We start from the raw sequence: 13805 nt of genomic DNA, 5'->3' as shown, positions 1-13805 counted from the left end.
TTTCTAGAAATTTAAATTATAAGGAATACCTTCTTTTTTTAAACTAAAAGTGTGCAATATCTATGGCTCTTAAACAGTAAGAATTTTTTTTTATATTGCAAATAAAAAGAGTATACATTATAAATGCATACTCTTTTTGAATTTCTATATTAATAATTTTTATGCTTTTTTAGTTTTCATAAATAATATTAAAAGTCCGCTTGCTATGAAGTTACTAGCGTAAGTACCTATAACAACACCGCAGAAGAATGTAAAGGCAAAATCATAAAGTATGAATCCGCCCCATATCATAATAGCTAATGCAGCAAGAAGTGTAGAAATACCAGTTATTATAGTTCTTCCTACAACATTATTTAGACTTATATTAACAATATCTTTAAATGGCATTTTAGAGTCAGCATTTTCTCTTATTCTATCAAATACTACTATGATGTCATTGATAGTGTATCCTATCAAAGTAAGTATTGATGAGAGTACAAGTACAGAAAACTCTTTGTTTAGGAAAAGCAGTATTCCAAATACTATAACAACATTATGTATAAGTGTAATGATCGCAGGAAAAGCATATCTATAATTGAATCTTATAGTAATGTATATCATTATGATAATCCAAGAAACAATTATAAGTATGAAAGCTAATTTTAAGTTATCAGCAGAAACAACACCGCTTATAATGTTGCTTCCTATTAACTTAACTTTTTCTTGAGTATATTTATCATAAAGAACTTTCATAGCTCTGTCAGATTCTTCGTTGGAACCTCTGAATCTTAAAAGGAAAGCATTAATATTATCTTCACCTTCAAGTTCTTGTATATTAACAGTTTCAGTTCCAAAGTTATTGTATAAAGCTCTTATCTCAGCAATATTTATAACTTCTGGATTATCTATTTGAACTTTTAATTCAACACCGCCTGCAAAGTCAATACCCATATTGAAACTGTTTGTACTAAGTTTACTTATGAATAAACCAATAGAAACTATAAAAAGTATTGAAGATACAATAGCTGCTATAGGCATAATTTTAACAAATGGTATCTTATTTTTTGTCAAATCATTATTTTCTTTTTTTATTTCTTCACTCATTTACAAAATCCTATTTATTTTTAAGAAGTTATATTAAATAAAGAAGAATCCTGCTTTCTTTACTATTTTAGTTCTTATAATCTCTTCATAGATATATCTTGTAATAAATACAGCTGTGAATAGGTTTATTAAAATACCAAAGAACAAAGTAATAGCAAAACCTTGTACAGGACCGCTTCCGAATATCCAAAGTATTAAAGCTACAATTATAGTTGTAATGTTAGAGTCAAATATTGTGGCAAATGCCATGTCATAACCAGAAATAATAGCATCAGCAACACTAGATTTTACTTTTAACTCATCTTTTATACGCTCAAATATAATAACATTGGCATCAACAGCCATACCTATAGTAAGAATAAGTCCGGCTATACCAGGCAAAGTCAAAGTAAATCTTAATGGTGATAATACTGCTATGATAAGAATAACGTTTACAAGCATAGCAATAGTAGCTAAAACACCAGAAAGTCTGTAAACTGCTATCATAAATACAGCAACTAAAATGGCTGCCATAAGTAAAGCAGTAGCTCCGGCTTTTACTGAGTCTGCACCTATAGACTGACCTACAACTTCTTCTTCTACTATGCTGACATTAAGAGGTAAAGCACCTTCTTTTAATATTCTAGCTAAGTCCTGAGCTTCTTCTAAAGTGAATCTTCCTGTTATTACACCTCTTCCGCCTCTTATCTCATCATTAATATTAGGAGCACTGATAACTTTATCATCTAATACTATAGCAAGCATTCTATTTTTATTTTGAGCAGTAACTTCAGCAAATGTAGTAGCACCTTCACTGTTAAGTTCAAATTCAACAGTAACTTCACCGAATTGTCCGCCGCCTACTTGTGCATTGATTAAAGCACTTCCTTCTAATGAAGGTTCTTTATTAACAATAACAGGAGCACCTCTTACTCTTCTTCCGAAATCATCTTTTTCACTGTAGAAATAAAGCTGTTTTCCATATTCAGGAACTTTAGCTGTATTAGTGAATACACCCATAAGCATATCATTAGTAGTTAATTTAGAAGTAGCTTCTTCATCAACTAAATTGAATGTTAAAGCACCCTGACTGAGTACTACGCTTTTAATTCTGTCTGGGTCTCTTGCTCCAGGAAGTTCAACAACTACTCTGTCTTCACCTTGCTTTCTTATTCCTACTTCACTTACTCCGAATTGGTCGATTCTGCCTCTAAGTCTTGATATAAGTCTGTCCATAGCATCATTTTTTTCTTCAGCTGTTAGAGAAGCAACATTTCTTTCAAGTCTTGAAGCATATTCTTCAAAATCAGCCTGTAATACTATTCTTATACCGCCCTGTAAATCTAAACCCATATTTACAGATTCGCTTCTTAAACGTTTAAGAGCTTGAACACTATCAATTTGTTCTTTTGTGTATCCTTTAGCTATCATCTCATCTAAAGACATATTACTTTCTTCTTTTTTATCTTCAGATGTAAAAAAGTACCATCTCACTGTAGGAGTAATAAACCAAGCCATTATACCAAGTCCAATGATGATGAATGCTAGTCTTAAATTATGACTCATATTATATGTCCTGTTATTATTATATTTTTATTATTATTCTTTTTTATCTTCTGCTTGAGCTTTTTCTAAATCTTCTTTAATTTGATTTTTATCTTCTATAGCTTTTTTATCTTTCTTTTCTTCTTTTTTAGGAGGGTTTAACATTTCTTCTGTAACAACTGCTGATATAGAAGATTTGATTATTTCCATTTTAGTATTTTCGCCTACTTTTACTATAGCAATTCTTCCGCCTTCTTTGTCTGAAACGTATTCTGCTATTATACCGCCTGATACTATGATTTTATCACCTTTTTTCAATTCTGCTATGCTTTGTGCTAATTTTTTTTGCTGTTGTTTTTGCGGTCTTATTAATAAGAAATAAAATATGGCGAATATTGCAACCATCATACCTATAGATACTAATGGATTGCCTGCCTGAGCTCCTTGCGCTCCTTGTGCATATAATGTAGCTGTGAACATTCTTTTGTTACCTCTTTAAGTATTAATTTTTTGAAAATTTTTTTTGATAGTACATCATATTATCAATAATTTATACTTATGTCAACCTATAATATATAAAAATTGTTTGCTATAGGCTATGTCAAATAAATTTGCCATAGGCAAACAATTTTTATTGGTTATAAATAAAAATTGTACGCTATAATTATCTGCCAAGTAAACTTGTCAGATGCTCCCAATTTTTATTAGGTATATATAAAAATTGTTTACTATAGGCTATGTCAAATAAATTTGCCATAGGCAAACAATTTTTATTGGTTATATATAAAAATTGTTCGTTATGGGCTATGGTAAATAATTTTGCTATGAGCTTCTAATTTTTATTAGATTATATTAGAAATTGTTTAATAATTTTATTTTGTACATAAATTATCTTCATTAGTTATTAACTCTTATTTATTTTACAATGTAGGGTTGATTTTTATCGTTTCTTAATGTATCATTTATAATAAATAAGCGTAACGGTTCCTTTGGAGCCTTACTCCCCATCATAGGATGGGGTTTTTTATTTTTATGGATAGAGTTAACTTTTATATAGATGGATTTAATATATATCATGCCATTGATAGATTAAATAATAATAAATTAAAATGGATAAATTATTATGATTTATGTAAAAGTTTACTTAAAAACAATGAATCAATAAATAAAGTATATTATTTCTCTGCTTATGCTTTTTGGAAGCCTTATAGTCAAAATAAACATTATATACTTGTACAGGCGTTAAAACATTTTTGTGTAGAAGTAGTTTTAGGTAATTTTAAAAAGAAAACACAATCTTTAAATATCTCAGATAATAATGGAAATATAATAAAATATAATTATGAATATCATGAAGAAAAAGAAAGCGATGTAAATATAGCTATACACTTAGTAAGAGATGCATGTAATAAAAGTTGTGATAAAGCTATATTATTGTCTGGAGATAGTGATTTAGTACCAGCTATAAGAATGGCAAAGCAAGAAAATCAAAATTTAAAAATTGGTATTGTATGTAGTACCTGCTTATGTTCAGGCTAGTAGTTTAAAAGATGTTTCTGATTTTAGTGTAAAATTATCTAAAATAAATATATCTTCTATGCTTCTTCCTCAATCTATTGTATTAAAAAATGGAAATACAATAACTTGTCCTAAAGATTGGCAATAATATTTTATAAAAAATTAAAAATATAACTTGCTTTTTTTTTCTAATATGCTATAATACAAAGCAACTACCAGCTCGGGTGATGGAATTGGTAGACATAGCAGATTTAAAATCTGCTGGTCCTTGTGACCGTGCCGGTTCGATTCCGGCCCCGAGCACATAAGTGCTTTAATAATATGGAGTAGAGGATAAAGTTTGTAGAGTAAAATCTATAAACTTTTTTTGTATATTGAATATGATAAATAATCACGATAAATTTTCTAAACAAAATTTAATTATATTAGCAGTAGGACTTGTTATATTTGCTATTAGTTTTATATTCATAGCAATGGTTGGACAAAATCCTGAAGGTTTTATGGGATTTTTAGCTCCTTTTACTATGCTTGTAGGTATCATAGTTATAGTAACTGGTTTTCTATATAAGTCTAATTCCTAATATTTAATTTTCATTTCCGAATAATTTTTTGTAAATATCATTTTGTTCTTCTAAATGCACAACAAAACCAACAGCTATTTTATTTTCAGTTGCTTCTATTATTTTTCTTGCTCCTTCTTCTCTGAATCCTCCGCATAATTCTATACAATCAATACCTTCATCTTTTAATTCTTTTGCTATTTTACAAGCTTCTTCTATATTTGAAACTCCTATAATTTGTGAAACTCCATTATGTATTGATGATCTGTCTTTTTCACTGTTAAAAATTTTATCCATTATTAGAAAAGCAAATTTCATATATATACTCCTATTTATTTTATTGTTTATTATAGCATATAATAGAATAAATTAATTTGTTATTATAAAAAATAATGATTTAAATTTTAATTTGTAAAAAAAACATTATAGCTATTGATTTTTTTTATGATGATGTTATAATTAATGAAAATTAAATAATTTATTTCAAATTGCGGGCGTCGTATAATGGTTATTACCTTAGACTTCCAATCTAAAGATGACGGTTCGATTCCGTTCGCCCGCTCCATTTTTTCTTATCCTTTTTTATCACAACTATATAATTGATTTATATTATTAATACTATAATAGTATACTTTTTTATAATCAATAAATTTTTTTTATTTTTTTTATAAAAAATATTATTATTTTTTTACATTTTCTAAATTTTTTTTATATTTAATCTTGTAAAAATATCTTTTATATTAAGTAAATTATGGAGTCTAAATTATATGAAAAAAGGATTAGTGTTTAAATTTTTAAGTATTTTTTCGGTGCTGTTATTAATTGCATTTTTAGCTTTCTATATTTTTTACAAACCGATATATGTATCTAAATTTTTGAAAGAAAAATCTTTAGAAACTCTAAACTCAAAAAATGAAACAGAAAACTATGTAAAAGAAATAAAAAATACTGTTAATTTAATAGTTAATAATTTGGAAGCGAATCCTAATTTAGAGACATTTGGAAATTTTATTACTAATGTTCAAAAAACAGGTTCCGGATATTTGAATATGTATTTTGGAGATACTGTAGCTTATTCTCAAGGCGGAATATATATAAATACTTTGGAAGAATATCCAAGAACTTATGATCAAACTTCAAGACCTTGGTATAAAGATGCAATTGCAGCAAATGATATAGTGGTAAGTGAGCCATATATAGATTTTGCAGTTAATGAACTTACAGTTACATTCAGTAAAGCAATATATACAAATGGTAAATTGAAAGGTGTGTTTGCCATTGATTTTGCCAATATGAACAGTATTATGGAAGGTGTAAAAGAAAATTTTGATGAAAGTTTTTATATTGTATCACCAAATGGAATATATATGACTCATGAAAATAGCGAATATATATTAGATGAAAATAATAATTTATTTAAAGATCCTTTATTTGCTCCTTTTCAAGGTAATTTATCTTCTCATGTAGGCGAAGTAAAAATATCAGGAAATCAATGGTACGCTATACAAAAAATAAATAATGCTCCTTGGCTTTTAATATTTAAAGGTGATGCTAGTATAGTACATACACAATTCAGACTATTAATGCTTTCTGTATTTGCTGTTATGATTATTATATTATTAATAGAATGGCTGCTTGTAAAAAAGATAGTAAAGCCTCTAAAAAATACAATAAACATTATAGATTTAATGAAAGAAGGTAATTTTAATAGTATCTTTAATAAAGAAGATTTAGCTTTAAAAGATGAGTCTGGACACTTGGTTAATTCTGTTAATGATATGCAAAATAGAATATCATCTATAGTTTCAGGAATAAAAAAGCATATATCTTCAATAAATAGTTCAAGCAGTCAAATATCTCAGGGAATAGATAATTTATCAGACAGGACATCTTCTCAGGCGGCTGCTATAGAAGAAGTGAGCAGTGCTATAGAAAATTTATTTTCTTCTATATCTGAAACATCAAGGCATACAAATGATGTAAAGGATATGAGTAATAAAGTAGCTGATGCAACAAAAGTTGGAGTAGAGGCAGTAAATCAAATTTCAAGCAATATGGTTGAAATATCTCAGTCAAGTAAAGAAATATCTGATATAATCAAACTCATACAATCGATAGCATTGCAAACAAATATACTTGCTTTAAATGCTGCAGTTGAAGCTGCAAGAGCAGGGGAGCAAGGTAAAGGATTTGCAGTTGTTGCTTCTGAAATACGTTCTCTTGCACAAAATGTTAATGATGCTGCTGGAAAAATCACTAATATAATAGAAAACACTGTTGCTAAGATAGAAACAGGTGATGAATCAGTAAGGCATTCTATTGAAATACTTTTAAATATAGAAAATTCTGCTAAAGAAGTTTCGGAGGTTTTAATAGACTTGCATAATGCAGTTTCTGAAGAAGAAGGAAGTGTAAGAGAAATTGCACTTGCTATGAATGAATTAAATAATATTACACAAGAGAATTCTAATCTAGTTCATAACAGTGCTATTTTAGGAAGAGAAGTTGCTAATAATACTGAAAATGTATATTCAGAATTAGAGTATTTTAAACTTCATGCATAATATAAAAATAGTATTCCGCTTTTGTATTTATAGAATTTATATAATATAATAAGTTATGATTTAATATATTCAATACTTAAAAAGTATTATATATTTTTTAGGAGAGTATAATGGAAATTAGAGCTTTAAAATATTTTTTAATAGCTGTAAGGGAAGGCAATATTACAAAAGCGGCTAAATATCTTAATCTTACTCAGCCAAATTTATCAAGACAGATTAACATGCTTGAAAGAGATATAGGGCATAAACTTTTTGAAAGAAAGCATAATAATATAGAGCTTACTCCAGAAGGAATACTTTTAAAAAAGAGAGCCGAAGAAATAATTGATATGATAGAAAAAACCAGAGCGGAATTCAATTTTACTGATGAATTAATAGCTGGTGATATATTCATTGGGGCAGGTGAGACTTGGGCTATGAGTTTGCTTGCTTCTATTATGAAAGATATTCAAGAAACTTATCCTCATATAAGATACAATATTTACAGCGGAAATTTTCATGATATTACAGAAAAACTTGATAAAGGATTATTAGATTTTGGTGTATTAATAGATCCTGCCGATTTGTCAAAGTATGATTATTTAAAAATCCCTGCTAAAGATACTTGGGGCGTAATTATGAGAAAAGATTCTAAACTTGCAAAAAAGAAATATATAACTAAAACTGATTTATTAGATTTGCCTTTAATTATGTCTAGGCAGGCTATAGAAAATAAATTAAGCGACAATGATTTTATAAGATGGTTTGGTGATAGTTTTAATAAGCTTAATATAGCAGCTACATATAACTTACTTTATAATGCATTGATTATGGTTAGGGAAGGAATGGGGTATGCTTTAAGTTTGGACAAATTAATTGATAATATGCATAATGAAAATATTTGTTTTATACCTTTAAAGCCCAAATTAGAATCTGGGCTTAATATAGTTTGGAAGAAGAATCAGGAGTTTTCAAGGGCTTCCAAAATATTTTTAGATAGGATTACAAATGAATTTAATAATAAAATTTAATTCATAACGCACGGTAAACAAATCACAAAATATAAATATATCTTTTTTATAATACTTCTATAAATTAAAAATTATTCGATCGTGCGGTAAATATACTATAAAGTTAAAAAAACTTGGGTGGGTGCTAAAAAATCTGATTAAAATAAAAAATATAAAATAAGTTTTAATATAAAATAAAATTATAAAATCTTGAGGGTGGGGTTTAGAATAAAGTTTTAAGATCTTTTTACATTTGCCCGCCCTTTATGCTTTTTAATTTAATTAGTTATTTTTATCTTTATTTCTTTATAGTTTACACTGAAAATATAAAGCCCGCCCAAACTTTATTTAAATTTATGATTAAGATACCGCACGTTGAGTAAAATTATATATGATAAATGAATTGATAATTATAATTTTTATTATAAAAATAGTTTTGTTTACCGTGCGTTAAAAAAATTACCCAAGCATTAATAAATAATACTTGGGTGTTTTTTATTTTAATAGACTCGAATTATTTCAAATTGTCTTTGAAGAACTGTGATAATTTTTCAAAAGGAATTTTTTCCATGTTATCATATAAATCAACATGATCAGCATCTTCTACTATTACTAATTCTTTTGGTTCTAATGCTTCTTTATAAACATCTTCAGAATAGTATCTTGAATGTGCTCTGTCGCCTGCTATTAAAAGTATAGGAGTAGGAGAAACATCTTTAATATTAGCCATTAAAGGGAAATTCCAAAATGATACAGGCATTGTAGCAGTCCAAGAAGTAACAAAGTTTATAGCTCTAGGGTGATAAGCTCTTTTAGCATAATAGTTGTAGAAAGCAGCAAATACAGGATCAGCATTTTCAGGAAGTTCTTCCGGTACAACCATAGCAGAAGCTTGTATATTATTATTTGCATCAAAAGTAGGTTCATGATTACCTAAAGCATAAGTTTTACTTTCAGCATCTTTCCAACGCTGCTCGCTTAAATATTCTCTTATTTTTCTTCTTTGTTCAGGAGTATAATAATCTTGATGTCCTTTGCTCATATCTCTTGACATATCATACATTGAAGCAGTTGCTACAGCTTTTATTCTGGTGTCAGTTCCAGCAGCAGTAATGGCCATACCAGAAAGTCCGCAAATACCTATTGCACCAATACGGTTTCTATCTACATAATCAAGTAAACCCAAATAATCTACAGCAGCACTGTAATCTTCTGTAAATATATCAGGTGAAGAAGTGTTTCTTACATCTCCGCCGCTTTCACCAGTAAAAGAAGGATCGAATGCTAAAGCAACAAAACCATAAGTAGTCATTTCCTGTGCATATAATCCTGAAGCTTGTTCTTTAACTGCTCCGAATGGGCCAGATACAACTATTGCCGGATTTTTTTGATTGGTATAATTTTCTGGTAAATATAAATCTCCTGCTATTTCTATGCCGTAACGGTTTTTAAATCTTACTTTTTTCATTTCTATATTTGTATAAATTTTAAAAACTCTTGTATCCATGTTATCTCCTCCTTGTGAATTATTGTTTTGTGATTGGTTGTTGTTACAAGATATTAAAAAAGTTACTATTAAAGTTGCTGATAATATTATTTTTTTCATATAAATCTCCTTATCATTAATTTTAGTTTAAATGTTTATTATAAATTTCTTATGATTTTAGCAGGCACTCCTCCAACTATTACATTAGAAGGAATATCTTTATTAACTAAAGCACCAGCAGCTATTATGGAATTATCTCCTATAGTTACGCCGGGTAATATATTGGCACCGGAACCTATCCAAACATTGTTTCCTATTGTTACTTTCGATGGATATGTTGTGCTTCTGTTTTGTATTTCTATTCCATGATTTAAAGTTGATATAGTTACATTCATACCAATAAATACATTATCCCCTATAGTGATTCCGCCTCTGTCTTGAAATGAGCAGCCGCAGTTAAAAAATACATTCTTTCCTATTTTTATATTTCTTCCAAAGTCTGTATAAAATGGAGGAAAGCATGTAAAACTTTCATCTATTTGTTCACCTGTTAATTGTTCAAATAATTTTCTTATCTCCTCTGTAGTATGATAGCTGTTATTGATTTCCATTGTTACTTTTATTGCATTTTGAGAGCATTCATATAAAAGCGGTGAAAGTTCTTTATCTTCGCTTGATATAGGATTGCCATCTTTACAGTGTTTTATAAATTCTTCTATATTCATTTTGATTGCTTCCTTTGTTTTATTTATTTGTATTTTACAGAAAAAATAAATTATATCAAATATTTATGTGTTATATAGTTTTATGCCTAAAAAGTATAGTAATTATGTTTGAAGTTCAATTTAGTTTATTATTATTTTTTTATGTTTTTTACTATTATTTAATTAGTATTATAATTTTTATTGGTATTTATATATAATCATATTTATATAGCTTTATTATGTTATTAAAAGGAACACTATTATTAGTGAAAAATAACAAAATTGTACATTTATAATATGAAACGAGTTTAATGAATTTGCTTTTTTGTCTCTTTTGTACAATACTTATTATATAGCATTTATTTTTATACTTATATTATAGTGTGAAACTATGCTAAAAATAATTTTAAGGACTTGCGATGACAGAGAATTTTATACCTAATAAAAAAGTGTTCGTATTTGATACAAATGTTATATTGCATGATTTTAAGTCAATATTTTCTTTTGAAGAAACTAATATAGTTATACCTATTACAGTTTTGGAAGAAGTTGATAAGTTCAAAAAAGGAAGTGATACAATCAATTTCAATGCCAGAGAGTTTATACGCGAACTTGATGTCATTGTAGAGAAAAATGAGGAGCTTCAAGGAGTAAAAGATATATTTAAAAAAGGTGCTTTGCTTGATAATAAAAGTAAGGTATTTATAGATGTTAATAATGAAGAGAGAGAAGAATTCAAAAAGATATTTGCTGGAAATATTCCAGATCATAAAATACTATCTTGTGCCTATAATATAAAATGTGAAAATCATAGAGTCATTCTTATAACTAAAGACATTAATATGAGAATGAAGGCTAGGAGTTTAGGAATAGACACTCAGGACTATAATACTGACAAGATAGAAAAACTATCTTCATTATTTACTGGTATAGAAAATATTTCAGGTGATAATGCCAAGATCTATATAAAAGAACTTAGCGAAAATAAAGAGATAGAAGTTAAAGGTGAGCATTCTATTTATCCTAATACATATTTCTGCTACAGAGTAAAAGAAGATGATGAGGCAGTAATAGGAAAATATAAGGAAGATACTAATACTATAGTTCATGTTGATTCTAATATAAATGCTTATGGTATAAAACCAAGAAATGAAGAACAGGCTATGGCTTTAGATATTCTTCTTGATAATAATGTGCCTTTGGTTACTATAATGGGTAAAGCAGGAACTGGTAAAACTCTTTTAGCATTAGCTGCCGCTTTGGCAAAAAGAAGAGAGTACAGACAAATACTTTTAGCACGTCCTGTAGTAGCACTTTCTAATAAGGATTTAGGTTTCCTTCCTGGTGATGTTAACAGCAAATTAGATCCTTATATGCAGCCTTTATTTGATAACCTTTCAGTGATACAGCATATTCATTCTGATGACAGCGATGAAAGTAAGAATATCAAAAAAATGCTTGAAAATGAAAAAATAGTAATTTCACCTCTTGCATACATTAGAGGAAGAAGTTTGAACAAGATTTATTTTATAGTAGATGAAGCTCAGAACCTTACTCCTCATGAAATAAAGACTATTATAACAAGAGCAGGCGAAGGAACAAAAATAGTTTTCACAGGAGATATTCATCAGATAGATACTCCTTATTTGGACGAAAGAAACAATGGTCTTACTTATTTAATAGACCGCACAAAAGCGGAAGTTTTAAGCGGTACTGTAACACTTGAAAAAGGCGAGCGTTCACAGCTTGCAGAACTTGCTGCCAATGTATTATAAAATTATTTAATATTAAAAATTAAAGCATAGAGTGGTTTGGAGAAATCCCGCCCTTTATGCTTTTTATTTTACACTAAAAATAGAGCTTTAATTAACTTTATTGCTTAATTAGAAAAAGCATGCCCGCCCAAGTTTTTATTAACTTTAGAATCTATTTAACGCACGGTGAACGGAATTTTATTTGTAGTGTAAATTTTAATTTGTAATTATTCTATATTTATAATTTTGTTTAGCGTGCGGTTAGTAAATTTTTAAATCTAATAAAATTTAGGGTGGGTGCTGTAATTTCTGTTTTAACTCTAAGGAAAATTTAAACAGCAATATCAAATTAAAATAATAAGTCTATAGGGTGGGCAGATGTAAATAATTTTTTACTTTATAAATTTATTTAAAAACCCCGCCCTTTATGTTTTTTTATTTTAATTAAAAATAAGTCTTTAATTAACTTTTTTGCTTAATTAGAAAAAGCATGCCCGCCCAAGTTTTTATTAACTTTAGAATCTATTTAACGCACGGTGAGCGAAATTTTATTTGTAGTTTAAATTTTAATTTGTAATTATTCTATATTTATAGTTTTGTTTAGCGTGCGGTTGTAGTATTCAAATTGAAATAATTTTATATTAATTTATTGACTTTATATTTTTACATGTTAAATTACATAGCAATTACAAATATTAAAGGATAGTACTATGAAAAAATTTATACTTTTTCTATCAATTATGGCTGTACTTTTCAGCTGCAATTCTAATAAAACAGATAATGCTTCAAATACTCAAGCTGCTTCATCTAGTACAGATTTTAAAGCAGAAATATCATTTGACGGATCTTCTTCCTTAGCACCTGTAATGGCATCTATTGGAAATAAGTTTATGGAAGAATATGTTACTTGGGATAAAGTATCTTCCGATTTGCCTAATGAAAAAATATCTATATATGTATCATCAGCAGGTTCCGGTGCAGGAGTAAAAAGCATATTAGATAATACAGCTAGTTTTGGTATGCTTGCAAGAAAAATAAGAGATAATGAAAAATCACAAATGACAAATTATAAAGAATTTTTAGTCGCTTCTGATGCTTTGACAGTATCAGTTAATGCTAAAAATCCAATAGTAAAAATTAAAGATAATTTGGATTCTGATACTATTAGAAAAATATTCTCAGGTGAATATAAATATTGGAGCGATGTAGATGCTTCTTTACCTCAAAAAGAAATAGTTGTAATAATAAGAGATTTAAGCGGCGGAGCTTATGAGGTGTTCCAAGAATCTATAATGGGCGAAACACAAATATCTCCTAATGCTATACAATCACCTTCAATGGGTGCTTTGGGAACAAAAATAGTAGAAAATGAAAATGCTATAGGTTATGCTTCTTATGGAGTTTATAATCAAAATAAAGATAATTTATTTGCTTTCAAAGTTGACGGAGTAGTGCCTACTAAAGAAAATATTTTGAATGGACAATACAAAATACAAAGACCATTGATGTTTATCAAAAATTCAGAACTTTCTAAAAGTGAAAGTGCATTTGTAGATTATGTATTCAGCGATATAGGAAAACAAATAGTAGAAGAAAATGGATATATTCCTGTTGAATAAAATA

The 13805-nt window shown here is 28.1% G+C and carries 13 protein-coding genes and 2 tRNA genes; 9 read left to right on the top strand and 6 right to left on the bottom strand.

What is annotated here, in order from left to right:
• Nucleotides 1-159: 159 nt before the first annotated feature.
• From secF to yajC, 3 genes are read right to left on the bottom strand one after another with little or no spacing between them, the layout of a single operon-like run.
• Complete coding sequence (gene secF / locus Q0K52_RS02700; RefSeq protein WP_297296197.1) at nucleotides 160-1083, bottom strand: protein translocase subunit SecF; 924 nt, start codon at nucleotides 1081-1083, stop codon at nucleotides 160-162.
• A 33-nt stretch (nucleotides 1084-1116) separates the two neighbouring features.
• Complete coding sequence (secD, locus tag Q0K52_RS02695) at nucleotides 1117-2628, bottom strand: protein translocase subunit SecD (RefSeq protein WP_297296195.1); 1512 nt, start codon at nucleotides 2626-2628, stop codon at nucleotides 1117-1119.
• A gap of 33 nt (nucleotides 2629-2661) precedes the next feature.
• Nucleotides 2662-3087: a preprotein translocase subunit YajC gene (gene yajC / locus Q0K52_RS02690; RefSeq protein ID WP_297296193.1), complete on the bottom strand. Its 426-nt coding sequence runs from the start codon at nucleotides 3085-3087 to the stop codon at nucleotides 2662-2664.
• A gap of 552 nt (nucleotides 3088-3639) precedes the next feature.
• On the opposite strand from yajC, the gene Q0K52_RS02685 reads away from it, so the two are divergent.
• The 4 genes from Q0K52_RS02685 to Q0K52_RS02670 all read left to right on the top strand — a co-directional run bounded on the left by Q0K52_RS02685 (nucleotide 3640) and on the right by Q0K52_RS02670 (nucleotide 4706).
• Nucleotides 3640-4146, top strand: coding sequence for an NYN domain-containing protein (locus Q0K52_RS02685; protein ID WP_297296191.1), 507 nt, complete (start codon nucleotides 3640-3642; stop codon nucleotides 4144-4146).
• The gene (locus Q0K52_RS02680) at nucleotides 4109-4273 is read left to right on the top strand and encodes a hypothetical protein (protein WP_297296189.1); all 165 of its coding nucleotides are present in this window, start codon (nucleotides 4109-4111) and stop codon (nucleotides 4271-4273) included. Before Q0K52_RS02685 ends, Q0K52_RS02680 begins: the two co-directional genes overlap by 38 nt.
• A gap of 70 nt (nucleotides 4274-4343) precedes the next feature.
• Nucleotides 4344-4428: transfer RNA gene (locus tag Q0K52_RS02675), tRNA-Leu, on the top strand.
• Nucleotides 4429-4505: 77 nt separating this feature from the next.
• Entirely contained in the window at nucleotides 4506-4706 is a 201-nt protein-coding gene (locus Q0K52_RS02670) for a hypothetical protein (RefSeq protein ID WP_297296186.1), read from the top strand.
• A gap of 3 nt (nucleotides 4707-4709) precedes the next feature.
• Here the strand turns inward: Q0K52_RS02670 and Q0K52_RS02665 are convergent, their stop codons facing one another.
• Nucleotides 4710-5003 (bottom strand): DUF6506 family protein, encoded by a 294-nt coding sequence (locus tag Q0K52_RS02665; protein ID WP_297296184.1) that lies wholly within the window; start codon nucleotides 5001-5003, stop codon nucleotides 4710-4712.
• A gap of 172 nt (nucleotides 5004-5175) precedes the next feature.
• On the opposite strand from Q0K52_RS02665, the gene Q0K52_RS02660 reads away from it, so the two are divergent.
• The 3 genes from Q0K52_RS02660 (at nucleotide 5176) to Q0K52_RS02650 (ending at nucleotide 8259) form a co-directional block, all read left to right on the top strand.
• Nucleotides 5176-5250: transfer RNA gene (locus Q0K52_RS02660), tRNA-Gly, on the top strand.
• Between the two features lie 202 nt (nucleotides 5251-5452).
• On the top strand, nucleotides 5453-7249 hold the full coding sequence (locus Q0K52_RS02655) for a methyl-accepting chemotaxis protein (protein WP_297296182.1): 1797 nt from the start codon (nucleotides 5453-5455) through the stop codon (nucleotides 7247-7249).
• A 110-nt stretch (nucleotides 7250-7359) separates the two neighbouring features.
• Nucleotides 7360-8259, top strand: coding sequence for a LysR family transcriptional regulator (locus Q0K52_RS02650; protein WP_297296180.1), 900 nt, complete (start codon nucleotides 7360-7362; stop codon nucleotides 8257-8259).
• A gap of 493 nt (nucleotides 8260-8752) precedes the next feature.
• Here the strand turns inward: Q0K52_RS02650 and Q0K52_RS02645 are convergent, their stop codons facing one another.
• Together Q0K52_RS02645 and Q0K52_RS02640 are read right to left on the bottom strand one after the other, a co-directional pair.
• Entirely contained in the window at nucleotides 8753-9844 is a 1092-nt protein-coding gene (locus Q0K52_RS02645; RefSeq protein WP_297296178.1) for an alpha/beta hydrolase, read from the bottom strand.
• 38 nt (nucleotides 9845-9882) lie between these two features.
• Nucleotides 9883-10449 (bottom strand): sugar O-acetyltransferase, encoded by a 567-nt coding sequence (locus Q0K52_RS02640; protein ID WP_297296176.1) that lies wholly within the window; start codon nucleotides 10447-10449, stop codon nucleotides 9883-9885.
• A gap of 398 nt (nucleotides 10450-10847) precedes the next feature.
• On the opposite strand from Q0K52_RS02640, the gene Q0K52_RS02635 reads away from it, so the two are divergent.
• Both Q0K52_RS02635 and Q0K52_RS02630 read left to right on the top strand, forming a co-directional pair.
• Complete coding sequence (locus Q0K52_RS02635) at nucleotides 10848-12203, top strand: PhoH family protein (RefSeq protein WP_297296174.1); 1356 nt, start codon at nucleotides 10848-10850, stop codon at nucleotides 12201-12203.
• A gap of 689 nt (nucleotides 12204-12892) precedes the next feature.
• Nucleotides 12893-13801, top strand: coding sequence for a phosphate ABC transporter substrate-binding protein (locus Q0K52_RS02630; protein ID WP_297296172.1), 909 nt, complete (start codon nucleotides 12893-12895; stop codon nucleotides 13799-13801).
• Nucleotides 13802-13805: the final 4 nt, after the last annotated feature.

This window comes from uncultured Brachyspira sp., assembly GCF_944390845.1.
GTDB lineage: Bacteria > Spirochaetota > Brachyspiria > Brachyspirales > Brachyspiraceae > Brachyspira > Brachyspira pulli.
Note: the sequence above shows the minus strand (reverse complement) of the source record. Positions and strands in the feature narration are given on the sequence as shown.